The sequence below is a fragment of the Francisella sp. 19S2-4 genome, assembly GCF_036281795.1.
Lineage (GTDB): Bacteria > Pseudomonadota > Gammaproteobacteria > Francisellales > Francisellaceae > Francisella.
This window is the reverse complement of sequence record NZ_JAWUZH010000031.1, coordinates 1-26,143: the sequence shown is the minus strand read 5'-3', so window position 1 is coordinate 26,143 and position 26,143 is coordinate 1. Positions and strand designations below refer to the sequence as shown.

The window sequence follows — 26,143 nt, the reverse complement described above, 5'->3', positions numbered from 1 at the left end:
ATTAAAATACTAATATCTGTAACATCTGTATTTTACAAAATATATCTAACAATTTGGGATATTAATTCAACAGTCTTGATTAGCATTTTTAGCTGCCGCAACTAATCGAGATCTAAAATACAATAATGCGTCCCATGAACAAGATGCTCCTAATTCAGAAGTAAGATCTCCACCACCTAGAGCTAATCCAACAATGTTGCTACTTGAATGAGCTATTTGATCTATATTTCTATAACCTTCAGTGGACTCTATCAAAGCCATATATGAAGGTGCTTTTCCTTGAAATAGACTATCAAGTTGGTGCAACGTATTTGCTGACTCAACCATTGGTAAAACTAAAACATCAGGAACAACATCTGCTTCTAAAAGCGAAAGTATATCTCTAAAACCATGGATAGTATCTAAACTATTAATTCTAAGGCAATATTTAAAATTCTGATTTTGCCTAGAAGTTTTTTTTAGATACTCTATAACATTAGTTCTAGCTTCATTTTTTTCTCGAACATCTGCAACGGTACCTTCTAAATCAATAATTATTCCACTAGCATTTGTTGTATTTCTAACTTTATCAAAACGTTCAACCTTATTACCAGGAATAAACAACAAAGACATTAATGAACTTTTTTTACTCACAATATAAATCCTTATGATATAAAAATTATCTTATTTAACTTAAGCTAGATTTTTTACTATTTACCAAATTTAACAAGAGAGCTTATAGTCCCTATATCAAGCTCATTACTTGCATAAGATATATGCCAGTCAGGTCTAATTAGAATATAAATACTTGAATAAGTATCTTTAGGAAGTTCTAGTACATTAACACCACTTATATCTATACCATTCTTATCTCCTGAAATGATCAGTGTCCAATTAGTCGTAGAAAGAGTTCTATATATAGACTTCCCATTTAATGTTATATTCGGCAGGAAATATCCAGGTAAATCTTTAGGATCATACTTTGACTGCTCCATAGGCTCTGTAGACTGACTATCATGTAACTTAACTAAAGATGAGTCAAAGTAAGCATAACCCATACCTATACCTGCTGAAAGAGCATGTTTTTTTGATAACTTAGCATATGCTTGAGGATATTCCTCAGATGATAGCTTTGAACTAAGGTTTATCAACGCTTTAGCATTCTCTTCAGCTTTAGTTAGATTCATATACGCTATAGGTCGTCTTTCCTGCTGATACGTACTAAGTACAGATTCTGGTAGTTTACCTTTTATTACATGAGCTAGCTTCCAAGCTAAGTTTGATACATCTCCAAAAGCAGTATTTAGACCTAACCCTCCTGTTGGCGCAAAAGAATGTGCACTATCACCTACGAGGAATATCCTATTATTTTTTGAATACGTATCTGCTAGTTCAATTTGCATATTCCAATAAGCTGCACTAACTATTTTCTTATCAAATTCAAACCCTACCATTTCATTGATTATAGAATCAATATCTAAATCTTCGATCTTTTTAGTATCACTCTTATCATAAAAAAATGTGTACCAAAGATTATTCTTTGGATCGACAGGTCCAACAACTCCAGGATGTTTATTATTTATAATAAAATATAAAGCAGCCTTATCAATTTTTACTTTATCAAATAATTCAGGAGCTTCAAAAAGTATATTAGTCATACGTCTTCCCGAAGCTAGTTTACTAAAATTTATACCTAAAGCATTACGTATAACACTATTTGCACCATCACAGCCAATAACATATTTGGCATAATACTCTTCTGTTTGATTAGTTTTACGATTTTTAGTTTTTACTTGTATAAGATCATCACTTTGATTATTAACTTCAGTAACTGCTGTGTTTTTCAACATCACAACCGAGCTTAATTGATTTAGCCTTGATCTCAAGACTCCTTCAGTTACCCATAGTGGAATATGAATAATCTCCTCTGGAGAATTATTATTATGGTAATCATGCATTTCTACCGAAGAATAGACATCACCATTTAACCCTGAGCACCATATAAAATTAGAAACATCAAGCATATCTTTTTTTCTAAGAGCATCACAGGCATGCCAACGTAACATTAACTCCATTGTTCTTGAGTTAAGCAATTGAGCTCTAGCAGAATACATAGGTTCATCATGTTTTTCTAAAACTAGTGTCTTAATACCATGTAAACCTAACTCAATAGCTGTAGCTACACCTGATGGCCCACCACCTGAAATTACAACATCATAAATATTTCTTTCCATTTTTATCTCCATAGGATACATACATCTTTGATGATATAGAGATCACTTAAGTAAAAATATCAAAAACTAGACTAATTATAGTTAATTATGGACACTTTAGAATGAAGTAACTATTACGGAAATATTTTAATAACTTTTCTTTTTTAACAAGGCATATCAAAAATAAATAATTTACTTTTTAACTAATTTAATCTCAAATAAATAAAGACTTAAAACACTTTAATCACAAGAAAAATAAACTCTATTATAAAACTTGAAACAATATAGATTCTATTAGGTTTTTTATATAGTATAAATTTTATGATTTTATAAATAAAAGGAAAAGAAATTGGCAATATATATAGGTTTAGATATTGGTGGAACAAAAACTCTAGTTCATAGTGTAAATGAAAAAGGAGAAGAGCTTAATCGCACCAGAAGAGACACTCCATATGAATTAGCAGACGGACTAGAAATGTTATTTGAAATGATTGATGAAGTTAGCCAAGGATCTCAAATACTAGGTATTGGTGCAGCTATAGGAGGACCTTTAGATGTTGATAAAGGAACTGTTTCTCCACTACACCAACCTACATGGCGAGATGTGCCTTTAAAGAAAATTATTGAAGATAAATATAACTGCCCTTTTTACTTTGATATCGATACAAATGTAGCTGCATTATCTGAATATTATTTGAAAGGATATAGTCAAAAAACTTTCTTATATATAACACTTAGCACTGGTATGGGCGGTGGTTTTTTAATTAATGGGTTAGTTTATTATAGAGGTCTTTCTCATCCAGAAATTGCTCACCAAAATATCGAATACAAATGTAGCCACCCAGAGCGGATCAAATGCGCGTGTGGTGCCAAGAATTGCTTATCTGCTATTGTATCTGGTACTGGTATTTCTAAGATATATCAAAAACCCGCTGCAGCGCTATCTATAGATGAATGGAAAGAAGTCGGATATAACCTAGGCCAAGGGCTAAGAAATATAGCTTGTATTTTATCTCCTGAAATTATTGTTTTTGGTGGTGGTGTAATTACAAAACAAAAAGACACCCTACTCAAAGAGGCTGAAAAAGTTATGCAAGATGATCTTAAAATAGTCTCTATTCCAAAATTAAAAATATCTGATTTTGACTATGATACTGCTCTTTTTGGAGCTAGCCTTATAGCTAAAGAAGGTAGAAAATTTTATGGGGAGCATAACTAATGTATCTTTTATTTGCTGTTTTATTAGCACTAATTGGAGGTGCCTTAAATGGTAGCTTTGCAGTCCCATCTAAACTAATAAACAATACATCCAAAAATCAAATATGGCTTCATTTCTCTTACTGGGCATATGTAATCATACCCATTCTGACATTATTTATTTTTTGTAGTAGCTTTGGTTATATATTACAAATATATATCTATAGATGTCTCACTCACACTTTTTATTGGTGGCTTCATTTGGGGCGCTGGGATGATTTGCTGTCTTATTGCATTCAAGCATGTTGGGATATCAATAACCTTTGGTATAAATATTGGACTCGCTACGGCTGGTGGATCAATTCTTCCATTAGTTATCCTAAATCAATCCAAGTTACTAACTCCATTCGGAATAATAATAATCCTAAGCTTCATCCTATTTATAATAGGTGTAGCTCTTGTGACTACAGCTGCTAGAATACGAGATAGAGATATCGGAGCTACTCTTGATAAGAATAGCAGTAATTTTATCATTGGTATCGCATGTTCAATTACTGCAGGGATTGGATCAATGACGCAGGCTTTTGTTTTTAACTATGGCGTAAGCTTCTTTATGAAAAATCCAGATCTTGATAGTTTATCACTTCTAACAAGAAGTAATATGCCTTGGGTAATAATATTCTTAGGTGCATTTATTCCTAATATCATCTATTTTAAGTATAGCTACAATAAAGAGAAAAAATATTTACCTAAAAAAGATAATAAATTCTCATTTAAAAACTTTATTATAGAAAAGATAGCTATTATAGCAATGGCTTTTATGTTTTTTGAATGTATTATATTTTTTAGTATCTCTGGTGCTTTACTTGGGGTACTAGGAATAATAATCACATACCCTATTTTTATGGTCTTTATTATATTGACATCAAATTTTTGGGGATTCTTTTTTAAAGAATGGTTTCATAGTAGTAGAAAAGCTAAAACCTATATGTTTTTTTGCAATAGCAGTATTAGTAATTGCTGTACTATCTCAAACTTCAGCATATTTTTTCACTAGCTAATACCCACTATTAAATTGTCTGGTTCATAAGCTTTCTTTTAAATGGAGATAGCTTAAATGATAACAATGAAACTACAACTATCACAATACCTATAGATAGGAAGAAGTTAGTATAATCAACTAATGATGTATTTAAAGTCATCGTTGCTACTTGGCTTTTATCAATTGCCGTTACTTGAGCAACTATACCTCCAAGTATTGATGCGAATGCTAAAAATACCCACCAAACTCCTATCATAAAACCATTTACTTTTGCTGGTGCTAATTTAGTGAACATTGAAAGACCTATTGCTGAAATTAAAAGCTCCCCCAATGCCTGCAGAGCATAACTACATACTAACCAATAAGCAGATGTAACTCCTTCAGTAGCCGTAAAGCGAGAGAAATATAATACAATAAAAGATAAACCTATACTAAATAAGCCTATAGAAAATTTCCCATATACGCTTATATCAAATCTAGAGTTTTCAGAACGAACATAATAAAAAGCTAATAATGGACTTAATACAAAAATCCAGAAAGGATTAAATGACTGAAAAGTCTCTGGAGCAATAGATAGCCCTAAAATAGAATGATCTGTATTTTTTATTGTGAATAAGTTTATTGAAGACGCCATCTGAATATAAGATATTTTATATACCATAGCCTCACACATAAGAATTAGAGCCAACATCATTTTATAAAAATAGCCATCTTTCTTATACAAAAACGCCAAATAGATATAAACGAATAATGACACCAAAAATGTTAAGATTACTATTAGCTTAGCTATCAATATATATGCTAATAGAAATTTAACTATGTAAATCATAATAGCTACACCAACAATTACAGAAAAGAGGTATTTATAATTAAGCTTTTTACCTCCAGCATACGTATAGATGTTTTTCATAGTAAAACCAAAACCTACAAAGGTCATAATAGCTAAAATAAGAGCCATTGATATAACTATAAAACTAGATGAATACCCAAAACTTCTAGCAATAGTTGGAATTACTAGCATCCCGAGTAAGGACCCTATATTTATAGCCATATAGAATAAAGTAAATGCATTACTAATTTGTCCAGAATCACTATTAACGTAACATTTAGCTAATAGGCTAGTTGGATTAGATTTAAATAGTCCAGTACCAACACATATAAAAGATAAACCCCATAAAGTTGATTCTTTATCTTCTAAGATCAATAATGCATAGCCACTAAGAAGTATAATTAAACCTAATAATATTGTCCTTTTTGCACCAAGGATCATATCACCAATATAGCCACCCAAGACAATAAAAGCATAAACTAATGCTGCAAATGCTGCATATGTTGCTATAGCACCACTTTCACTTAAGTGGATACCTCCGACTTGCAGATAAACAACTAAAATTGCAATTAATGCACCATAACCAAAACGCTCCCATATTTCCAACATAAAGATAGTATAAAAAGCTTTCGGCTGATTAAAAAAATTGGACATTTAAAATTCCACAAATCTTGTAACTAAGTAAAAATTATATACTAGTTTTAATTTAGAAATAGTCTTGAATTTTGAGAAATTATTTTTATATATTTTTCAGTCTAATACCTTACAACTGCTAATTCTACAGCTGTATTGCCTACTACAGTATCTCTTCGCAATAGTTCTTTATCATTTCCTATTATGAAATAATCACCTTTTTCATAAGTATGAAACATTTTTGCTTTACTGTTTTTATCTTCAAAAAATTCTTCTTTAATTTTACCCTTAAGGACAAAAGCTATCGCGCCTTTTTCATTACTTAATATATGATATTTATAGCTTTGATAGCCTACAGGATACGTTTCAATTAAATATTCTTTTGATGGATCAAACTTGAGTTGAAAAATTTTAACATTTCCTGTCTTATTGCCCCATGAAGAGTAATTATTATTCGATTTAAGAATATTACCCCACTGATCTGTCTTACTAGGAATATCTTTTGCAAAAGATATAATTGGTAAAATTAACAATAATATTATTATCTTATTTATTTTTTTCATAACTACTTATCATCACATTCTTTCTGGGATTGATATACCTAGTAGTCCTACTGCTATCATCATTGCTTTTACAGTAGCTAAGCATAGAGCTATTCGAGTATTCTTAACATTTTCATCATCTAGATTAGTTATAGGACAATTCACATAAAATTTATTGAAACTATTTGCTAAAGAATATGCGTACTCACAAATATGATGAGGCTGTGAATTCTCATATGCTCTAGCAACAGCTATTGGAAATTGTATAAGTTGCAGCTGTAATTTTTCTTCATGTTCATTTTGAGCAGAAGATATCTTATAGTCTTTAATTAAAGATTCTATATTGTAATCCCCAAATATTTTTCTAAGAATTGATTTAGCTCTAACAGCTGTATATAAAAGATACGGTCCTGTTTTACCCTCATACTGAGCAAATTTTTCTAAGTCAAATATATAATCATTTGAGTAATTATTAACCAGATCACCAAACTTAATTGTAGCCATAGCTATTTGGTTTATAACATGCTCATTTTTTTCTTCTGGCATTCTATCTCTAGCACATTGCTTCGCTTGAGAGATCAAATCTGACAAGTGCATTACGCCACCTTCTCGTGTTTTAAAAGGTCTACCATCTTTACCATTCATTGTACCAAAAGCTACATGTTTTAGCTTACATTTAGGACTAACAACACCTGTTCTCTCAGCAACACTAAATACTTGCTTAAAGTGTAAAGACTGTCTTTTATCAACAACATAAATAACTTCATCAGGATGAAGATCTTTATTACGTTGCCATAAAGTTGCTAAATCTGTTGTCCCATACATTACCCCACCATCACGCTTAACAACTATAAGTGGAGGAACACCTTCTTTATTTGTATCTATAACCCAAGCACCTTCATCTTCGTAAATAAAATTCTCTGCTTTAAAATGAGATATCATCTCATCGACAAACTTATCAGCATCACTTTCGCCTAACCATAAGTCAAAACTAACACCTAAACTATCATAGTCTTTTTTAATTGCTTCAACAGAAATGTTAACAAAATGCTTCCATAATGCTACATAACCTCTACGACCTTGTTGTAATTCGAATGTAGCTTGTCTAGCTTTTTCCATCTCAGATATATCTGACTTACATCTTTTTGAGGCTCTTGGATAAATTTCTGCCAACTCATTAACTGTAACTGGAGACTCTTCTGGATATTCTCCTGTGAAGTTTTCATCAAAATAAACTAAATCTGGAGATTCTAGTTTTATTTCTTCGATTAACATACCCATCTGGGTACCCCAATCACCTAAATGTACATCTGAAATCACTTCATCATTATAAAAACGATGAATTCTTTGCAAAGCATCTCCTAACAAAGCAGATCTAATATGTCCAACATGCATTGGCTTAGCAACATTTGGACCACCAAAATCCAATACTACTTTTCTAGGGTTATTAGTATTTTTAGCTCCAAAATTCTCTGTCTTCAAAAATTCATCGGTTATACTTGCTAGGAAATCCTCTGATAATGTTATATTAATAAATCCTGGTTTTGCGACCTCTAATTTTGCAAAAATACTCTTATCATCAATACTATCAATAATATCTTGAGCAATTGTAAAAGGAGGTTTCTTAGCAAACTTTGCCAAAGGCATAGCTCCATTACATTGGAAATGCCCCACCCCTTCACGAGTGGAAATTACAACTTTAGCAAAACTTTCCGCATACCCTAATTTTTGAAAAGCTTTTGCAAGTATCTCTGATAAGTGATTTTCTATATTCATTTAGTAGTCCAATATATTAGTTTAGTTTGTATTTAAATTAAAATGGAAAAATGCAGTAAATGCAGATATAATATCATGATTGTTTTTAAAAACTCAATGAAATAAGGCTATTAAAGGTCAAATATGTTAAAGGGGATTCGCAAGTATTTATTGATATGCTTTGGTACTGTTTTATGTACAGTAGAAGCTAATGCTGCGCGCATTCTTGATAACAACCCTATCAAGGAAGACTGGAAATGTAAAGTCGTTGATGGGCAATGGGCATGTCAACGTGCTGAAAAGCCTAAAAATGTTTTTGATAAAGAGCTAAAACCTGCTCAAAAAGAAAAAGCCCTAGCTAACGACTTAGGATGGGTAAATAAACCTGAATACTTTGTTGGTGGCTATTATAGTAACGATAGTCAATTTACTAAAGCATTATGTGAATCAAAAAGAACTGATGTCTCTTATGAAAATGCTGAATATGATACAGATGGGACATTGATTGCTTCAGGAAATGTTGAAGTATTACAATGTGATCAAGAGCTTTATGGAAATAATGCTATAGTTAACTTTAATGCTGATAGAAGCTCAATAAAATCACTAGTGATGACTGGTGATGTGATTGCAAGACAACCATCAACTGGTATTGTCTTACGTACAAAAGAGTTAGATACAAATGTTAATGATGGAACATTTAGTGCTGGAGAAACTTATTTTAGAATGGCTCGTGAAACTCCTAATACGCGTATCTATAATAAAGAAAACTTTAGTGGTTATTTGAGAGGCTATGCTAAGAGCTTTAAAAAAGAAGATGCTAATAACCTGATTTTAACTGATGGATATATCACTTCTGGTGGTCCTTATGATAATGCCTGGAAAATAACAGGCGATAACATTGATATTGATACTAAAGAAGAAATGGCCTACATAAAAGGTGGCTATTTTGAGGTTGATAATGTACCTGTAATGTATTTACCATATTTTTCTCATCCAATAAGTGATAGAAGACGAACAGGCTTCTTAATGCCTAGTTTCGCACAAAATAGTAATTCAGGTCTTGCATTCTCAGTCCCATATTATTTTAACCTTGCACCAAACTATGATTTACTTCTAAATACAATATTTTGGACGGACAGAGGTTTAATGGAAGATGGTACCTTCCGTTATATGACAGAGCACACACAAAACCAGTTTGAAGGTTCTATAGTACCTTATGACTTCCAAGACCAAAAAATGCGAGGCGCGTTCTCATTATCAAGTGTTGGTGATTTTGAGAATGGTATAACAACAAATTTACAATATGACTATATTAGTGACTCTCAATACTATAACGACTTCTCAGCAGGTAATGTCAACTTAGTTACAAAAACACTATTAGATAGAGAATTTGATGTAAACTATACAAATGATAATATCGATGCAGGCGTTACAGTTTTAGACTATGGTGTAGTAAACCCTGATATTGATTTAGCCAACATTCCTTACGGCAAGTTGCCTGAAGTTAAGTTCAATATAACATCAGATGGCTATACTCCGGACTACCTAAGAGTAAGTATGGATACTCTTAATACATTCTTCTACAAAGCACAAGGAACTGTACTTCCATTAACAAGCTCAGCTCAAGGTACAAATATTAATGGCTTCAGGTCATATGAAGCACCTAAAATAGATGGGATTTTTGCTAATAGCTGGAGTTCTGTAGATACTTCAATAGCATTGCCTATTCGTTATTACCAGTTAAACAATCAGGCTTCGAATACAATTCAGTTTAATCAAAGCTCTGTAACTAGTGTATTACCAATATTTAATATTGATGCTAGTGCTTATTTTGATCGTGATTATACAACTAGTGAAGGTGCTTATACAGGAACACTAAGACCTCGTTTATTCTATACGTACATACCATATCAAGACCAATCAAATATCCCATTATTTGATACGTCACAACAAAATGAACAATATATGCAGATGTTCCAAGTTAACCGTTTTACAGGTTATGATAGAATTAACAATGCAAATCAGCTTACATATGCTTTAGAAGCATCTACAACAAATCAAGCTGATGGTAGCACTGTTGCATCAGCAAAAATAGGTCAAATGATGTACTTTGCTGATAGACAAGTTAGCTTATGTCAAGGCCAACCTAATTGTAACCCTACAAATTTTGACCCATATGCTAATGACACATTCTCGCCAATTATGTCGTCATTTGAATTTCAGGTAATGAAACATATTTATTTATCTGCACAAATAAACTATCGTTTACAAAGTCAGAAATTTGACTATCAAGTCTATCAACTTTCATACAAAGATGAAAATGAGAATATATTTAATATTTCTTTCAACAATATTGATAGAGACTGGAATGCTATAACTCAACAACAAATAAATGATGGGATAGCCCCTCCTTCGCAAGAAACTATTACATTATCAACGATATTAAATGTTACTGATCACTGGGGCCTTACTGCTTTATGGAACTATAATTTCAAACAAGCTAAAACCTCAAACGTATTTGCTGGTGTGCAATATAATGCTAGATCTTGGGCTATTAGAGCTTTATGGCAAGCTACAGCATATACAAGTGATGATCCTAACAATACTCAAGCATTAGGCAGCTTGACAAACACTTATTTATTAGAGTTTGAACTTAAAGGCCTAGGTGGTGCTGGTGGAAGTAACTTAGCATCTAGGTTGAATCAGATTAATGGTTATGAATCTGGAGAATGGGGAGTAGGTACATAATGAAAAAGGTATTTATTCTTATATTATCTATAATAATATTTACTTATGGTTATTGTGATATTTCATCAAGTTTGTTTCAAAATGCTTTTGGGCCAGGAGCAAATAATAGTACGCTTAATCAGCCTTCACAATCACAAAACGGAAAACAGCTTATAAACAAAACTGTTGCCATAGTAAATAATAAACCCATAACTTCTTTTGAGTTGAATGAAGAAGTTGCGAAGCTGCAAGCTGCGCAAGGTATCAATCCTAACTTAACTCCGGCATCTCTAAAATTAAAAAGACAAGCCCTACAAAACCTTATAGCTCAAAGCGTACTAATTCAACTTGCTCAGCAAAACAATATTACAATATCTAATAGCCAAATTGACAAAACAATTAAAGATATCGCAGCTAAAAATGGAATTTCTGAAGAGTCACTAAAGCTAAATATAGAAGCAGCCGGCATGTCTTTTGATAGTTACAAGGATAGAATTAGAAAGCAGTTAATGGTAAATCAGCTCCAAAAACAAGCCATTTCTCAACAGGTATATGTTTCCCCAGAGGAGATTCAAAAATATATCAAAAAACATCAAGAAGAATTTGATAGAGAAATGCAACCTATTAAGATCTACACTTTAAGCAATTTCATCGTAGCTTTACCAGATTCAAAAAAAGCTAGCAAAAACAAAATAGATCAATTCAAAAAACTTGCTATTGCTGTTAATAAGGGGCTTATTGATTTTTCTGAGATGACAAAACAATTTTCTCAAGCTCCTAACGCAAGCACTGGAGGCCAACTAAGCCAACAAGTAACTTTTGATTCTATTCCAGAGATATATAAAAGCCATGTGAAAGACCTTAAAAATCATGAAGTTTCACAACCTTTTGTTGTAAATAATACTTTACAAATGGTTTATGTTAATGATTTAGATGAACATGCACCTATGCTAAGTAAAAGTGTTAAAAAATACTATGTTTATGCAATTGAAATCAAACTAAGCACTGGCATGACTGAAAAAGGTGCAAAAGATGCTCTGGATAGAGCTAGGCTTGCGATTCAAAGTGGACAAGGCTTTGCAAAAGTTGCTGAAAAATATAATCAAAATTATGACCATGCAGATGGGGATTTCAAGTGGGTTTCAAAACTAGATACTCCTCCTTCTCTACCTCCTGCAGCATTTGCTCAATTAGGCCAATTGAAAAAAGGAGAACTTTCAGAAGCATTTCAAGCAGACCCTACAACATGGATGATTATTAAATACACTAAAGTTAAAGAATATGATGCCATTAAAGAGCTTGAAGAACAAAAGGCTTTGGAAGCTATTTTTGCAGACAAAGCTCAAGAAGTTTATAAAACATGGCTAACATCCATAAAAGATGATGCCTACATTGAAATCTTACAAAAAGACTTAAAAACTCCTGAACTATATTAAAAATGCAATATAAAACAAAAGCAAAAAAATCATTAGGGCAAAATTTTCTTCAAGATGAAAATATTATCCAAAAAATAGTTAAATTAGCAAATATAAAAGAGCAAGATACTGTTTTGGAAATAGGTCCAGGTTTAGGTGCCCTAACTAGACATTTACTAACAAGCTCTTCTAATGTAAGCGTAGTTGAGTTTGACTCTAGTGTCATTGATACATTAATTGAAAACTGTAAGAAATATGGCATTCCAAAAATATATAATGAAGATTTTCTGAAGTTTGATATAAATAAAATCCCTGTAGAAAAAATTAAATTAATTGGTAACTTACCTTATAATATTTCATCGCCCATTCTCTTTAAAGTAATTCAAATAAGCGATAAAATTATCGATGCTCATTTTATGCTACAAAAAGAAGTAGTTGAAAGAATAATTTCTGCTCCAAACTGTAAATCTTATGGTAGATTATCTGTAATCTTACAGTACCATTTTGACTGTAGTATGATCCTTAAAATACCTCCTGAAGTTTTTTATCCACAACCAAAAGTTGATTCTGCAATTTTAAGAATAAAACCTAAGAAAAATAAAAGCTTTTTAAAAGATTATGATTTTTTTGAAAAAATGGTCAAACAAAGCTTTGCTCAACGCAGAAAAACCTTGCATAATAACTTAAAAGAAATATTAAAAAACAAAGATATTGATCTAAACACTCTACCTGTTGATGCTAAATTAAGAGCAGAAAATTTAAGTGTTGATGATTTTGTTTGTTTAGCAAACTTTTTAAGTTAAGGTGTATGAAAAATGGCTACATATGTTATAGGAGACGTGCAAGGCTGTTACGATGAACTACAATTGCTTTTACAAAAGATAAATTTTGACAAGCAACAAGATAAATTAATATTTGCTGGAGATATAATAAATAAAGGCCCTAAATCCCTAGAAACGATAGATTTTATAATGTCATTGGGAGACAGTGCTCAAACTGTTTTAGGAAATCATGATATATTATTTTTAGCGGTTAGCTATAATTATCTCCCCCCTAATAATAAAGATACTTTTGATGATCTTCTTAAAGCTCCAAATCTCAAGCAGATACAAGAATGGCTTTGCAATCAAAGTTTATTAATTAGAGTCAATGATATTTTTATAACTCATGCTGGTATCCCTCATATATGGTCTCCCAAAAAAGCTATTAAAAGAGCTAATGAGGTAGAGTTTGTTCTAAAGAATGAAACAACCCGAAGACTCTTACTAGCTAATTTATTCAATGACAAGAGCAAAAAATGGGATAAAGAATCTGAAGGTATTGATAGGTGGTTATCAATTCTCAATTACTTTACAAGAATGAGAGCTATAGATAAAGATGGAAAGTTAAATCTAAAATTTAGTTCTACCTTAGATAAGATGCCAGAAAACTTTAAGCCATGGTTTAAAATTAAGCATAAAAAATTTAAACCTAACTATAAAATTATTTTTGGCCATTGGGCAGCTATTAAAGGAGAAACTAAAGTTGATAACATCATAGCTTTAGATACAGGTTGTGTTTTTGGTGGTAAGCTAACTTGTTATTGTCTAGAAACAAATAAGAAGTACTCTGTCAAAGCTACAAAAAGTTATAAGGATATTTAAAATATGAGCATACTAGTGATTAACGGTCCTAATCTAAACTTACTTGGCTCTAGAGAACCTGAAACTTATGGTTACAAAACTCTAGATGATATCAATAAAAATCTAACTGATTATGCTTATAAAAATAATATATCTATAGATTTTTTCCAAAGTAATCATGAAGGTGAAATTGTTGATAAAATTCAACAAACTCCAGCAAAAATCATAATTATAAACCCTGCTGCGTATACACATACAAGTGTTGCAATTAGAGATGCTTTTTTAGCTACAAGTAAGCCTTTTATTGAAATACATTTATCTAATATATATAATAGAGAAGAATTTAGGACTAAGTCGCTTCTATCAGACATAGCTTACGGATGTATATTTGGGTTTGGGGCAAATGGTTACACGCTAGCTTTAATAGAAGCAATAAACTACATTAATATGAAAGGAGAGTAGAAAATTATGGATTTATTAAAAGCAATTGACAAGGTAGCTGAGATTCTTAAGTCAAGTGATATCAAAGAAATTAAAATTAAAGATGGTGGTTCAAGCATCTTTATGACAAAAAATAATACAGCTAAAACAAGTGTTGTTTCTGCACCAATTGCTAACAGCATAGCTCCAGCTACTGTAGCAGCTCCAGCAGCTACTAGTAATGCATCAACTTCAGCAGCTCCTCAAGCTGATGAAGCACATGAAATTAACGGCGAAGAAGTTAAATCTCCTATGGTTGGTACTTTCTATAGCTCTCCTTCACCAGATGCTGCTCCTTATGTTAAAGAAGGACAAGAAGTCAAAAAAGGTGATGTTCTTTGCATTATTGAAGCAATGAAAATCATGAATAAAATTGAAGCCGAAAAAACTGGTAAAATAGTTAAAGTTTTAGCTAAAGACGGTGACCCTATCCAGTTTGATCAACCTCTATTTATAATCGAGTAATATTACTCTATAAAATAAAATTTCGTAAATAAATTATAAATTTTGAAGGTAATGGACAATGATTAAAAAAGTACTAATTGCCAATAGAGGTGAAATAGCTCTTAGAATATTAAGAGCTTGTAGAGAATTAGAAATTAAGACTGTAGCAGTATACTCTACTGCCGATGCAAATCTTATGCATGTTAAATTAGCTGATGAAGCTGTATGTATCGGCCCAGCAGCACCTAATCTTAGTTATTTAAATATCCAAGCTATTATTACGGCAGCTGAGATCACAAATGCTGATGCAATACACCCTGGTTATGGTTTCTTGTCAGAAAATGCCCAATTTGCCAAAGCTGTTGAAGAGTGTGGTTTTATATTTATAGGCCCTCGTGCAGAAAGCATTGAAGTTATGGGAGATAAGGTAGAAGCTATTAGATGGATGAAAAAAGCTGGTGTACCATGTGTTCCAGGATCTGGTGGTCCATTAGGTAATGATGACAAAAAGAATTTAGAAATTGCTGAGCAAATTGGTTATCCTGTCATCATTAAAGCTGCTGGTGGTGGCGGTGGTCGTGGTATGAGTATTGTTAGAAAAAAAGAAGATCTAATAAGCTCTATTTCTCTAACTAAAAGCGAAGCTAGAATTGCTTTTAATAATGATATGGTATACATGGAGAAATTCCTAGAAAACCCACGTCACATTGAAATTCAAGTATTTGGTGATGGTAAAGGTGATGCTGTATATCTATTTGAAAGAGATTGTTCTACTCAAAGAAGACACCAAAAAGTTATCGAAGAAGCTCCTGCGATAGGACTTACAGATGAACAAAGAAAGCGTATTGGTGAGCAATGTGTTAATGCTTGTAAAATCCTGAAATATCGTGGTGCTGGTACATTTGAATTTTTATATGAAAATGGAGAGTTCTACTTCATAGAAATGAATACAAGAATTCAGGTTGAACATCCAGTTACAGAAGACATTACATCAACAGACCTTATCAAAGAGCAACTTAAAGTTGCGAATGGTCAAGGCTTAAGTTGGAAACAAGAAGACATCTCTATTGTTGGTCATGCTATTGAGTGTAGAATCAATGCTGAAGATCCAGAAAAAATGATTCCTTCACCAGGAAAAATTGATATTTACCACGCACCTGCTGGCCCTAGAGTCCGTGTTGACTCTCATATCTATTCTGGATATACAGTACCACCAAACTACGATTCAATGATTGCAAAAGTAATCGTTCGTGCTCATGATAGAGAAACTGCTCTACAAAAGATGCGTGCAGCACTTGAAGAAATGCTTATACATGGAATCAAAACGAATATACCTTTACATCAAGAAATTCTTAATAATAAGGAATTTATTAAAGGTGGAACCAATATTCATTTCTTAGAAAAAATGTTAGAACAAAAGAAAAATTCTAAATAACCAAATCTAACTTTTAAATATCTACGTTTAATTTTCTTTCATTTTCTTATATAATTCATACAAGAAATTAATTTAAAATTCTAAGTAATATGCACAATTTTCAATCTTTTATTAAAAGTACTCGTGAGTCTAAAGAACTTAAACGAGATACTATTGCCGACGCTATTAATTTATCTGAAGATACTATCAAAATTATAGAAGAAGCAGATAATGACACTTTATTACAAAGTTCTTGTGGCTTACTTAAAAATCAAATTAGAAGGTATTGTGAATATCTCGAAGTTTCTGAAAAGAAGATTGTATCTATTCTTAATAAAGTAGACATTTTATACTATAAAAAATCTCGTTATGGTAAGCTCAAATTTTTTGACTATATAAATAGACTAGCAATAATAATAATTATAATTGCAATAGCTATATTAGTAACTAAAGAAGTTAAAGAAAAGATCAATACAGCAAGTTCAGAGCCACAAATTTCAAAATCTTCAATAATTTATACTCCTATTGAATATGATAAGAACAGTTATGGCGAACAACAAACAACTCAAGCTCCTGATAACAATACGGTTAACCAATCAGATTCAACAAAACACATTACTTCTACTAAGGCACTAGATTCTGGTAGTACTATAACAAACTCTCAAAGCTCAAAATCTGATGAATCTTCACCTTCTTCTCACTCATCAACGTTAACTGCTCATCCCCCTGCAACAGCAAATATGAGTAATATGGTTATTGATGCGCCAAGTCCAAGTGCATCTAGTATTAAAATATCTACTAAACAATAAATCTACATAAACATTTTGTTTTATCTAAAGTATATAACTCTATCTAAAAATATATTAATATATTCTAAATACTTAAACATTTAAATTAGTAAAACCATGAATATTTTAAATAATATTCTTCTAAGAATAGAAAACTACTCTCCAACTTATATTTTATTTATAGACTTTCTATTATGTTTAGTCATTAGCTTAGCTATATTTATCTTAGGTAGCTTACTAATAATGAGACATAAAAATACGGTTAGATTCTCTTTTATAAAATCTTTGAAGCTTATATTATATATTGTAGTGTGGTTATACTTTATAAAAACATGTATAGATTTACCCGTCATCGTATACCTGCCTAATTATAAAGATTTTATAGTACCTTATTCTGATAAGGTATTTGATTTCTGTATATATCTAGGGATTATAATTAGTCTATTTAGATTTTTAAGTAAAAGTAAGCAAATAGCTATCGAAAAGAAAAAACAAGAAAATAAAGATGGTTATGATGATTTTAGAGACATTAATGCCATATTTAAAGCTTTAGAACTAGGTGCTGTCGTAATTTCTGTTATTCTGATCTTGGCTGCCTTTCGTGTTCCACCTACTGCACTAGGAGCATTTAGTGGTGTTGCTATCGCTGGGCTAACATTATCACAAAGTACCCTGCTTACAAATTTATTTGGAGGGTTATTTGTAATTTTTAACCGTAAGTATTCAGAAGGAGATATTATATCTTCAGATATAAACTCATCTATAAAATTTAATGGTACAATTAAAAAAATTGGTATTCTTACTACGCAAGTAGATAACTATGAAACTGCTCCAATACATATACCAAACTCTGTTTTTCTAAATACTTGTATAACTACAACTTCACGTCGTACTCATAGACGTATAGTTCAATATATTACTATCGATTATAAATATGTTGAGAAAATCGATTTAATTAAACAAGAAATACTTACTATACTTAAAGCACACCCAAATATAGATCAAAATAAAACCATGGCTGTATCTTTAGCATCAGGCAGTACTATGATTGGTAATAAATCAGAAGGAGGTTTTGGCTCAAATGGTATTAATATACAAATTTATGCCATGGTAAACAAAGTTTTTTTTGCAGATTTTGTTAATACTCAAGATGATATATTTTTAGATATAGCTAAAAAACTTCTTGCATTAAATGTGGAGTTTGCAATAAATCCCGTATCTATAAGAAATAATAACTAAAATATTGAAAGATCTTTTATATTTTGAATATCTTCTAAGCTCATTAACAACCTATCAAATCCCAAAGCAACTCCAGAACATTCAGGAATATTTTCTAAACATTCTAAAAGTTTAACATCTACATCTAAAACTGGTTTATTTTGATCTTTCCGAATAGCTAAATCTTTCTCAAAACGCTTTGACTGCTCTTTTTTATTAATAAGCTCATAATACCCATTAGCAAGCTCAATCCCATCATAAAAGACTTCAAATCTTGCAGCAACCTGCTGATTATTTTTATCAATGAGCTTTTTAGCTAATGCTGACTGTTGAATAGTATAATCATATATAAAATATATGGTATTCTGCTGATTAAGATTTTTCTCAACTTTATAACTAAAAAGTATATCCAAACAATCGGCTATAGTTGGGTTTTCTAAACCTTGGATTTTACCTAAGTTTTTCTCAACAATTTTTTCTAATTTATCTAAAGAGATTGTATGTGGATTAAAATTATAATACTTTTCAAAGGCCTCTTGATAACTTAAATAAATAAACTTCAGATTAGGCTTAACTGCTAAGAAAAGATTTTCCATCTCTTTCATTAAATCAAAATAGTTTATGCCTACTCTATACCACTCTATCATAGTAAATTCATGATTATGATATTGCCCACAAGGCTCATCACGAAATGCTTTACATATCTGATAAATATTACCACTACCTGCAGCAAGTAATCTCTTCATCGCATACTCAGGTGAACTTTGCAGATATCTTTTACCTGCAATAGTATCTATTGCAAAAACATCGATAAATGGATCTGTAACTCCATAGTTATAGGCTAATGGAGTATCTACTTCTAATACATTTAGATTTTTAAAATAGTCACGGATTTTGGCCAAATATTCAGCTCGCTTTTTTATATTTGCTAAACTCATTCTATAACTCTAACTTTACTTATATTTACTAACTCGAACTCAAGTAAATCATCATTTTCACTTAAAAGCTTTAATTTTAGATCTTTTGATACACCTTTAGCAGTTCCTTGAATCAGCTGATTATTATAATTAAAGATTATTTTCTTATCTAATGTATAGTCATATTTAGATAACTTAACTAATGCTTCATTATCACTAATATCAAATAAAGCTATTATCTGCTTTACTAAACTAATAATAAGCTCAGACGTATCTACTTGCTGATTATTTATAATTGCTAATGATGTCCATTCTCTATCAATACTCTCACCTAAGCTAAACATATTTACATTTATTCCTACTCCGATAATTATATCAAAGCCTTCTTTTTTAATATTTTTTGTTTCAATTAAAATACCTGCTAACTTTTGATCTTTAAAATAAATATCATTTGGCAATTTTATTTTCAGATCTTTCTGTTGCTCTGGCAGTATATACTCCTTAATAGATTCTAAAACTCCTAATGCTATTTTGATACTTTTAAGAGAATCTTCTGAAATATTAAAATCACAATGAAAGCCAAGAGTTGCATAAATATTATCCTTACTTTCAGAAACCCACTTACCTCCTCTCCTACCTCGAGCTTTTGTCTGTATATCTGCATAACAAAAATGATATTTTGAAGTAAATTTTTTCTCTAAAAGATAGTCATTAGTAGATCCTATAGTAGGAAAATACTCCACATTTATATCTTGTATTTGATTGGAAAGTTCTTGCTGTATATAGTTGTGATTTTTCATATTTTATTCACCCCTTATTCAAATAAAACAAAAAAATTACTCATCACTATATAATAGCCATTGACTAATTTATAGAAAATTTATAACTGTTATTAGTCTCATTTTTATTATAAAAAATTTACTATATTATGTTGTTTTTTACTTTTCAGGAATTTATATGGATTAATACATGTCTATTGACTCTGATTAAAATAATCTTATAAATATATACTATTTATTTTTGAACAATAAACTAGAAATTAGACCTCCTATTACAGCTCCAATTATAGGCATAATAATATAATAAAAACTCCAAGCTTTATTAGCTATAGCAACTGCGGGATTTAGAACCCCATATGAAGCATTATGAGCGACAATAATTCCAACTAAAAGAGACATTCCTACAATAAGTCCTGATAGAATTTTATCTGTTTTATTATTAATCATAGAAAATATACCAAATGCAAATATTATAGAACCCAACATTTCGCCAACCCCATCAAATAAGGTTGCTTGTTTAACAGTTAACCATTGCTCTTGATTTGCAGGCACATAAGCTATAGAAATAAAGTACGCCAGTACTGCACCTAACAATTCGGCTATTAAATAATAGCAAAAAGTTTTAAAATCTATTTTTTTTGTTATAAAAGCAGTAAAAGACATAGAAGGATTAATAAAGCATCCGGAAATATCTCCTAATAGATAAACACACAAACTAAGTGTAATAGCAGCAGCTACAGGTGTTGAAACAGGAAATGGTGTTGCGGGAGTATCTGATATAAGAACAATTAAAGATAGAATACAAGTTCCTATAAATTCTGCAAAAAATTTTCTTTTATCAACGATAAAAATATCTAAAGTTAGTTTTTTCATAAATCCCCTATGAAGTTAATAAATCTCAAGTACTATAAAACGCACTTTACTTAAAGTAAAACTAATGTAAACTATATTTTATACTAAAAGCAAATTAAAACAATCTTAAAGTAACTTTTTCTCAACAGCTATGATATTTAGAGATAAGTTAACCTGCCCAAGAAACTCTTCTTTTTGTAGCTGATAGCATACTCGCACAGTATCTCCTATAGCTATCTCTTCTACTACTGCATTATCAGTAGCATTAAACCATATTGCTTTTATAGATATTATATTTTTATAGCGCAAAACTAACTGAGCATGATTTTTGTCTTTACCCACTAAATGAATTTGTTCTACAGAAAAATCATTACAAAAAATTGGTTTATCAAACTCTCTGCCATAAGGTTCTAAAGATTCTATTTTTGTCAAAGTATCCAAATTAAAATCAGCAGTTTCAAGTTCAAAATCATATTCTATGCAAGGTTCAAGAGTTATATTATTTCTATTTACAATATGATTAATCTGCGTTTCAAAAAAATCATAGAATTTATCAAAGTCTTGATAATTAATAGTTAAACCTGCAGCACCCTTATGTCCACCATATTTAATCATCAAGTTAGAATCTAACTTTGCTATATTATCTAATACTTGCTTAATATGAATATCATCTATACTTCGTGCAGACCCAGATATTAGACTAGGATCATTTTGAGTTTGTGAGAATATTATTACTGGCTTACCAAACATATCTTTTAGCCTACTAGCTGAAATCCCATGAATACCTGAATGTCCATCCTCAAGCAATATGCATAAAGATTTTCTAGTATTGTTTAAGTCATTTGCTTGATTCATGGCCTCTTGTGTAATTTGCTTTTGAATTTCTTTACGCTGCTCATTTTGGTTTTTAAGAGTATTAAATATATCTTCTATTTTCTCATCATCATTTTCTAATAAGAAACTTACTGATCCTAAAGCATCAGAGACTCTACCATCACTATTTAAAATGGGAGCTATACTAAAACCAATATACTCACTCGATAGTCTATCCTTATCAATAAAATCCCAACATAGTCGATCACTTTCTTTTAACTGCTCAATACCTAATTTTGTAACTATACGGTTATTATAGCTATTCGCCATACTTACACAGTCTGCAACTGTACCAATAGCTACAAAATCAAGTAAATTACTCAAACCATATGAACTAGATACAGGTTTATTATTTTGAATATATTTTCTTCGCAAAGCTGCCATAAAAAGCCAAGCGACCATACATCCAGCAATTGCTTTATCAGGATAGCCACATCCTTCTTGGGTTGGGTTTATCACTGCTATAGCGCTCTTAGGGGCTCCTTCTGGCGGTATACCATGATGATCAGTAATTATAGTATCTATACCATTTTGCTTAAGCACTGCTATTCGCGGCTCATCTGTTGATCCATTATCCGCTGTTATTACTAAATTAGGACGAATATCATCTGTTAAAATCCTATTCACCAAAGAGTCGGATAAGCCATAACCTTCTTTCATTCTATGACCTATATAAGAACGTATTTTATCTCTAGGATAACCAAAAACTTTTGTTAACGCTTCATAAAAAATAGCATGGGATGTTTGACCATCACAATCATGGTCTGTTTCTAAGCCTATGATTTCATTATTCTGTAATGCGATATAAAGTCTATCTACTGCTTTATCAATATCTTTAAATAGAAATGGAGATGATAAATCTTTTATAGATCCATTTAAAATTAAGTCTATATTATTTATATCATTTACTCTAGCAGCAATAAGTTTAGCCACAAAGCTATCATATTGATTTGATAATAGATAATCTAAAACTTCTTGATTAAATGTTCTTTGCTTTATTAACATAGATTTATTTTAGCAGGATCTTTTTTTCCTTTTTGATGGTTTCTAAACATATTTACTCCCGAGATAAAAAGTAAACCTAGAGGTATCGCAAAAAATACTCCCCATAATCCCCACATTCCACCAAAAATTAATATTGCAGAAACCACCCCAACTGGATGCATATTTAGAACTTCTGAGAATAACAGTGGTACTAGTAAATTACCATCTAAAGCTTGAATAATAAAAAATACTGTAAGCATCCATACTAAGGTTATGCTAAGTCCATACTGTAATATTCCAACCATAACTACAGGTATAGTAATCATTACCATACCAACATATGGGATAATCACAGATAAGCCAACACCAACAGCTAAAAGAATTGAATAATTAAGATCAAAATATGCAAAACCAAAATATGTAACAATAGAAACAATGATAAATTCTATTGCTTTACCTCTTACATAATCAGCAAGCTTAGGTTTCAAATCATTCCAAACATAATATAAAGCATTATTATCTTCAGGTAAAAATGACTTAAACCAACCTATTATTTTATTTTTATCTTTTAGAAAATAAAACACCATTAGAGGTACTAAAAATAAATATATAAGTATCGAAAATATTATAGGTAATGTTGTTGCAGTATTTTGTAAAATAAAAGACCCAATACTTGAGCTAATTTTTTTCCAGTCAATAGTATCAAACCAGCTAACTATAGAATCTATTCTATCAACCGTTAATAATGTCGGATACTGATTAGATAAATGCTCTAAACTTGTCTTTAAGCTAGATAGCGTATGTGAAGCCTGCTTTATAAAGTCAATCATCTGATTAACTATAATAGGCAGTAATACAAATATAAAAGACAATAGTACAACCAAAAAGATTATGTACACAAAATATACCAGTACAAGACGATTTATTTTAGTTACCTTATGTAATATATTAACAAATGTATCAAGCAAATATGCTATGACAAGAGCGGCTAAGATAGGCGCAATATAATTGCCTAAAAAAGTTAGCACTAGGTAAAAAAATAACATTAACCCAATGAAGACTATTGGCTCATTATTTTGATATCTATCTTTATACCAATTTTTTATAGTTTTAAAAACCATTTAAATATAAAAGCTTATTTTAAACTTTTAATATTTTAACAGGTTGAACAAGATTTGAGTATAAATATTAGGGTATATCATAAACAAAAAATTTTATTCTATTCGCTGTTTTTATTTTTTATTTAGTGATATCGTTAAGATACTAAGGTTATAGAATTTACTTAGATAAAAGGGGAAAATATGATTACTATTGGTGAATACTTAGGTCAACGCCTAATTGAAGCTGGAGCATCAGATTTTTTTGGAGTTCCTGGAGACTTTAATCTAATACTTCTTGATGGTCTTTTAAAAAATAGAAAATTAAAAATGATAAATTGCTGTAACGAACTTAATGCAGGTTATGCAGCTGAAGGATATGCTAGATATAAAAATATAGGAGTTTGCGTAGTTACTCATACCGTTGGCGCACTAGGAGCTATAAGCTCTATAGCTGGCGCCTATGCAGAAAACTTACCAGTAATAATAATTTCTGGTGGTCCAAATTCTAACTCCTCTAAAGATAACGAAATCACGCACCACTCTCTTGGCGATAATAATTACAGTAATATGGTAAACATATTTAAAAATGTTACCTGCCATACAGCTCTAATAACAGATACTGACCTAGTAGCAAAGCAAATTGACAAAGCAATAGACATGGCCATTAGCTACCAAAAGCCAGTTTATATTGAAATTGCTTGTAATATCGCTGGTAAGCTAATACCCTGCCCTACTCCTAAGAAGATGGGATTAAAAAACTCAATTAGTGATGATCATGCATTAAATGCTGCTACAAGAGAAATAGCTCAGCTTCTTAACTCAGCTAAGAATCCAACTATCATAGCCGGTTCTGAAATAAGATCTGCAAAATGCCTAAAAGAGTTTGATGCTTTAATTAATAAGATACAATATGCAACTGCTAATATGGCAGATGCGAAGGGGTTTATAGATGAAACATATAATTTTTATATTGGAACGTATTGGGGACCTGCAAGTAGCTTAGGCTGTAAAGAAACTATAGAATCTAGTGATTGTTATATATTCTTTGGAGCAAGGTTTTCTGACTATATAACCAGTGGTCATAACTTTAAAATCTATAAAGATAGAACAATCCTTGTAGGAAAAGACTTTGTTGAAATTAATGGTAAGATTTATACTAATGTCTTAATGAAAGACGTTATAAACAAATTGATAGACTCTTTAGAGTTAAATCGCAATGCTTTGCAGATTTATGAAAAATATAAAACTGAACAATATCATTTTGAAGAACCACAAAATTTAAATAGTCCAATAACTATAGACTACTTGTTTAAACACATCCAAAAGATTTTAAATGAAAATCATACAATTTTTGCTGAAGGAGGAGACTCTTGGTTTAATGGGATGAATTTAAAACTTCCTTCAGGTGCTAAATTTGAAATCCAAATGATGTATGGCTCCATTGGTTGGGCAACTCCTTCAATTTTAGGTTATTCAACTGCTGCTACTGAAAGAAGAGCAATTGGATTAATAGGAGATGGTGCATTCCAGCTAACTGGACAAGAATTATCAACTATTATGAGGTATAACAAAAAACCTATTATTTTCCTATTGAATAATAAAAGCTACAATGTTGAGGTACAGATTCATGATGGTGAGTATAATTATATAAATAACTGGGATTATAAAGGCTTTGCAGACTCATTAAAAGGATATGGGAAATGCTGGAGTGTAAAAGTAGATAATTGTAAAGATCTTTTGAATGCTATAAAAGAAGCAGAAACAAGAACAGATGAAATGTGCTTTATAGAGGTGATTCATGACCCTAACAGCTTTAGTAAAGAATTAATAAAATGGGGAGATAAACTTGTTGCATTATCATCACGAGAGCCAAGAAAAAAAACTTATCAAGAATATATCGAGTAACCAGATATTGTCTAATGTCTAAATATCTTTAAATTAAGTTGTACACTCATCTACTAGATAAGCTATTGATCGATAAAATATCCCTGAATGTGAAGTTAAACCTATCTCGCAAGTCAAACTATTCGAATAACCTCTAGTACAATCATTAGGAATCTGCTGTTTTAAAGGAGCAAGAGCAGAATCATTTAGTTCAGGCGTTGTGAAACCCTTATCTCCTGCAAACCCGCAACATGTTATATCTACTGGAACAATTACCTCATTTGCACAGCGCTGTGCAATTTCTAAAAACTTTTTATCTAAATTCATCTTTGAAGCACTACAAGTACAATGAACAATTGCTTTATCTACTTTTTTAATAAAAAAGACTGTTGAATTAATATCCCAAATTGTTAGATATATTTTGTAAAATACAGATGTTACAGATATTAGTATTTT

The 26,143-nt window shown here is 31.0% G+C and carries 22 protein-coding genes and 1 pseudogene; 12 read left to right on the top strand and 11 right to left on the bottom strand.

The genetic code is table 11. The features are described 5' to 3' along the window. Nucleotides 1-66: 66 nt before the first annotated feature. Nucleotides 67-633, bottom strand: a complete 567-nt coding sequence (locus R8535_RS07575; RefSeq protein WP_329498010.1) for an HpcH/HpaI aldolase/citrate lyase family protein — start codon at nt 631-633, stop codon at nt 67-69. A gap of 56 nt (nt 634-689) precedes the next feature. Continuing rightward, nucleotides 690-2,213, bottom strand: coding sequence for an FAD-dependent monooxygenase (locus tag R8535_RS07570; protein ID WP_329498008.1), 1,524 nt, complete (start codon nt 2,211-2,213; stop codon nt 690-692). A 328-nt stretch (nt 2,214-2,541) separates the two neighbouring features. On the opposite strand from R8535_RS07570, the gene R8535_RS07565 reads away from it, so the two are divergent. Both R8535_RS07565 and R8535_RS07560 read left to right on the top strand, forming a co-directional pair. Further along, the gene (locus R8535_RS07565; RefSeq protein WP_329498006.1) at nt 2,542-3,411 is read left to right on the top strand and encodes an ROK family protein; all 870 of its coding nucleotides are present in this window, start codon (nt 2,542-2,544) and stop codon (nt 3,409-3,411) included. Between the two features lie 174 nt (nt 3,412-3,585). Beyond that, complete coding sequence (locus tag R8535_RS07560; RefSeq protein WP_329498005.1) at nt 3,586-4,446, top strand: L-rhamnose/proton symporter RhaT; 861 nt, start codon at nt 3,586-3,588, stop codon at nt 4,444-4,446. A 13-nt stretch (nt 4,447-4,459) separates the two neighbouring features. On the opposite strand, the gene R8535_RS07555 is transcribed toward R8535_RS07560, so the two are convergent. From R8535_RS07555 to argS, 3 genes are all read right to left on the bottom strand, one after another. Continuing rightward, the gene (locus R8535_RS07555; protein WP_329498002.1) at nt 4,460-5,914 is read right to left on the bottom strand and encodes a peptide MFS transporter; all 1,455 of its coding nucleotides are present in this window, start codon (nt 5,912-5,914) and stop codon (nt 4,460-4,462) included. 101 nt (nt 5,915-6,015) lie between these two features. After that, entirely contained in the window at nt 6,016-6,456 is a 441-nt protein-coding gene (locus R8535_RS07550) for a hypothetical protein (protein WP_329498001.1), read from the bottom strand. Between the two features lie 12 nt (nt 6,457-6,468). Next, complete coding sequence (gene argS, locus R8535_RS07545) at nt 6,469-8,211, bottom strand: arginine--tRNA ligase (RefSeq protein WP_329497999.1); 1,743 nt, start codon at nt 8,209-8,211, stop codon at nt 6,469-6,471. Nucleotides 8,212-8,334: 123 nt separating this feature from the next. Between argS and R8535_RS07540 the strand changes: the two genes are divergently transcribed. The 9 genes from R8535_RS07540 (at nt 8,335) to R8535_RS07500 (ending at nt 18,319) form a co-directional block, all read left to right on the top strand. Next, the gene (locus R8535_RS07540; RefSeq protein ID WP_329497997.1) at nt 8,335-10,938 is read left to right on the top strand and encodes an LPS-assembly protein LptD; all 2,604 of its coding nucleotides are present in this window, start codon (nt 8,335-8,337) and stop codon (nt 10,936-10,938) included. Next, nucleotides 10,938-12,353: a SurA N-terminal domain-containing protein gene (locus R8535_RS07535; protein WP_329497995.1), complete on the top strand. Its 1,416-nt coding sequence runs from the start codon at nt 10,938-10,940 to the stop codon at nt 12,351-12,353. The genes R8535_RS07540 and R8535_RS07535 overlap by 1 nt, the downstream gene beginning before the upstream one ends. Before the next feature lie 2 nt (nt 12,354-12,355). Continuing rightward, complete coding sequence (gene rsmA / locus R8535_RS07530) at nt 12,356-13,135, top strand: 16S rRNA (adenine(1518)-N(6)/adenine(1519)-N(6))-dimethyltransferase RsmA (RefSeq protein ID WP_329497993.1); 780 nt, start codon at nt 12,356-12,358, stop codon at nt 13,133-13,135. 12 nt (nt 13,136-13,147) lie between these two features. Continuing rightward, complete coding sequence (locus R8535_RS07525) at nt 13,148-13,975, top strand: symmetrical bis(5'-nucleosyl)-tetraphosphatase (protein ID WP_329497991.1); 828 nt, start codon at nt 13,148-13,150, stop codon at nt 13,973-13,975. 3 nt (nt 13,976-13,978) lie between these two features. Next, nucleotides 13,979-14,416 carry a type II 3-dehydroquinate dehydratase gene (gene aroQ / locus R8535_RS07520; RefSeq protein WP_329497990.1) on the top strand — a complete coding sequence of 146 codons (438 nt, stop codon included), beginning with the start codon at nt 13,979-13,981 and terminating at the stop codon, nt 14,414-14,416. A 6-nt stretch (nt 14,417-14,422) separates the two neighbouring features. Beyond that, on the top strand, nt 14,423-14,899 hold the full coding sequence (accB, locus tag R8535_RS07515; protein WP_329497989.1) for an acetyl-CoA carboxylase biotin carboxyl carrier protein: 477 nt from the start codon (nt 14,423-14,425) through the stop codon (nt 14,897-14,899). 58 nt (nt 14,900-14,957) lie between these two features. Then, nucleotides 14,958-16,313 (top strand): acetyl-CoA carboxylase biotin carboxylase subunit, encoded by a 1,356-nt coding sequence (gene accC, locus R8535_RS07510; RefSeq protein ID WP_329497987.1) that lies wholly within the window; start codon nt 14,958-14,960, stop codon nt 16,311-16,313. Nucleotides 16,314-16,402: 89 nt separating this feature from the next. Continuing rightward, nucleotides 16,403-17,101 carry a helix-turn-helix domain-containing protein gene (locus tag R8535_RS07505; RefSeq protein WP_329497985.1) on the top strand — a complete coding sequence of 233 codons (699 nt, stop codon included), beginning with the start codon at nt 16,403-16,405 and terminating at the stop codon, nt 17,099-17,101. A 96-nt stretch (nt 17,102-17,197) separates the two neighbouring features. Further along, nucleotides 17,198-18,319, top strand: coding sequence for a mechanosensitive ion channel family protein (locus R8535_RS07500; RefSeq protein WP_329497983.1), 1,122 nt, complete (start codon nt 17,198-17,200; stop codon nt 18,317-18,319). Here R8535_RS07500 and epmA read toward each other — a convergent pair. The 5 genes from epmA to R8535_RS07475 all read right to left on the bottom strand — a co-directional run bounded on the left by epmA (nt 18,316) and on the right by R8535_RS07475 (nt 23,824). Beyond that, nucleotides 18,316-19,236 (bottom strand): EF-P lysine aminoacylase EpmA, encoded by a 921-nt coding sequence (gene epmA / locus R8535_RS07495; RefSeq protein WP_329497981.1) that lies wholly within the window; start codon nt 19,234-19,236, stop codon nt 18,316-18,318. The two genes, R8535_RS07500 and epmA, sit on opposite strands and share 4 nt — an antisense overlap. Continuing rightward, the gene (locus R8535_RS07490; protein WP_329497979.1) at nt 19,233-20,015 is read right to left on the bottom strand and encodes a biotin--[acetyl-CoA-carboxylase] ligase; all 783 of its coding nucleotides are present in this window, start codon (nt 20,013-20,015) and stop codon (nt 19,233-19,235) included. Before R8535_RS07490 ends, epmA begins: the two co-directional genes overlap by 4 nt. 210 nt (nt 20,016-20,225) lie before the next feature. Continuing rightward, nucleotides 20,226-20,867, bottom strand: coding sequence for an aquaporin (locus tag R8535_RS07485; protein ID WP_329497977.1), 642 nt, complete (start codon nt 20,865-20,867; stop codon nt 20,226-20,228). Nucleotides 20,868-20,972: 105 nt separating this feature from the next. Next, entirely contained in the window at nt 20,973-22,724 is a 1,752-nt protein-coding gene (gene recJ / locus R8535_RS07480; RefSeq protein WP_329497975.1) for a single-stranded-DNA-specific exonuclease RecJ, read from the bottom strand. Further along, nucleotides 22,718-23,824 (bottom strand): AI-2E family transporter, encoded by a 1,107-nt coding sequence (locus R8535_RS07475; protein WP_329497974.1) that lies wholly within the window; start codon nt 23,822-23,824, stop codon nt 22,718-22,720. Before R8535_RS07475 ends, recJ begins: the two co-directional genes overlap by 7 nt. A gap of 180 nt (nt 23,825-24,004) precedes the next feature. Here R8535_RS07475 and R8535_RS07470 point away from each other — a divergent pair, with 180 nt between their 5' ends. Beyond that, nucleotides 24,005-25,708, top strand: a complete 1,704-nt coding sequence (locus R8535_RS07470) for an alpha-keto acid decarboxylase family protein (protein ID WP_329497973.1) — start codon at nt 24,005-24,007, stop codon at nt 25,706-25,708. A gap of 33 nt (nt 25,709-25,741) precedes the next feature. Here R8535_RS07470 and R8535_RS07465 read toward each other — a convergent pair. After that, nucleotides 25,742-26,143, bottom strand: a pseudogene (locus R8535_RS07465) (hypothetical protein); the annotation flags it as partial.

Bases quoted from the DNA above. Each gene is read 5' to 3' on its own strand.
- R8535_RS07555 (WP_329498002.1), bottom strand. From the start codon at position 5,914: ATGTCCAATTTTTTTAATCAGCCGAAAGCTTTTTATACTATCTTTATG.
- R8535_RS07550 (WP_329498001.1), bottom strand. From the start codon at position 6,456: ATGAAAAAAATAAATAAGATAATAATATTATTGTTAATTTTACCAATT.
- R8535_RS07535 (WP_329497995.1), top strand. From the start codon at position 10,938: ATGAAAAAGGTATTTATTCTTATATTATCTATAATAATATTTACTTAT.
- accB (WP_329497989.1), top strand. From the start codon at position 14,423: ATGGATTTATTAAAAGCAATTGACAAGGTAGCTGAGATTCTTAAGTCA.
- R8535_RS07485 (WP_329497977.1), bottom strand. From the start codon at position 20,867: ATGAAAAAACTAACTTTAGATATTTTTATCGTTGATAAAAGAAAATTT.
- recJ (WP_329497975.1), bottom strand. From the start codon at position 22,724: ATGTTAATAAAGCAAAGAACATTTAATCAAGAAGTTTTAGATTATCTA.
- argS (WP_329497999.1), bottom strand. From the start codon at position 8,211: ATGAATATAGAAAATCACTTATCAGAGATACTTGCAAAAGCTTTTCAA.
- R8535_RS07475 (WP_329497974.1), bottom strand. From the start codon at position 23,824: ATGGTTTTTAAAACTATAAAAAATTGGTATAAAGATAGATATCAAAAT.
- R8535_RS07570 (WP_329498008.1), bottom strand. From the start codon at position 2,213: ATGGAAAGAAATATTTATGATGTTGTAATTTCAGGTGGTGGGCCATCA.
- R8535_RS07505 (WP_329497985.1), top strand. From the start codon at position 16,403: ATGCACAATTTTCAATCTTTTATTAAAAGTACTCGTGAGTCTAAAGAA.
- R8535_RS07500 (WP_329497983.1), top strand. From the start codon at position 17,198: ATGAATATTTTAAATAATATTCTTCTAAGAATAGAAAACTACTCTCCA.
- R8535_RS07540 (WP_329497997.1), top strand. From the start codon at position 8,335: ATGTTAAAGGGGATTCGCAAGTATTTATTGATATGCTTTGGTACTGTT.
- R8535_RS07470 (WP_329497973.1), top strand. From the start codon at position 24,005: ATGATTACTATTGGTGAATACTTAGGTCAACGCCTAATTGAAGCTGGA.
- epmA (WP_329497981.1), bottom strand. From the start codon at position 19,236: ATGAGTTTAGCAAATATAAAAAAGCGAGCTGAATATTTGGCCAAAATC.
- accC (WP_329497987.1), top strand. From the start codon at position 14,958: ATGATTAAAAAAGTACTAATTGCCAATAGAGGTGAAATAGCTCTTAGA.
- rsmA (WP_329497993.1), top strand. From the start codon at position 12,356: ATGCAATATAAAACAAAAGCAAAAAAATCATTAGGGCAAAATTTTCTT.
- R8535_RS07490 (WP_329497979.1), bottom strand. From the start codon at position 20,015: ATGAAAAATCACAACTATATACAGCAAGAACTTTCCAATCAAATACAA.
- R8535_RS07525 (WP_329497991.1), top strand. From the start codon at position 13,148: ATGGCTACATATGTTATAGGAGACGTGCAAGGCTGTTACGATGAACTA.
- aroQ (WP_329497990.1), top strand. From the start codon at position 13,979: ATGAGCATACTAGTGATTAACGGTCCTAATCTAAACTTACTTGGCTCT.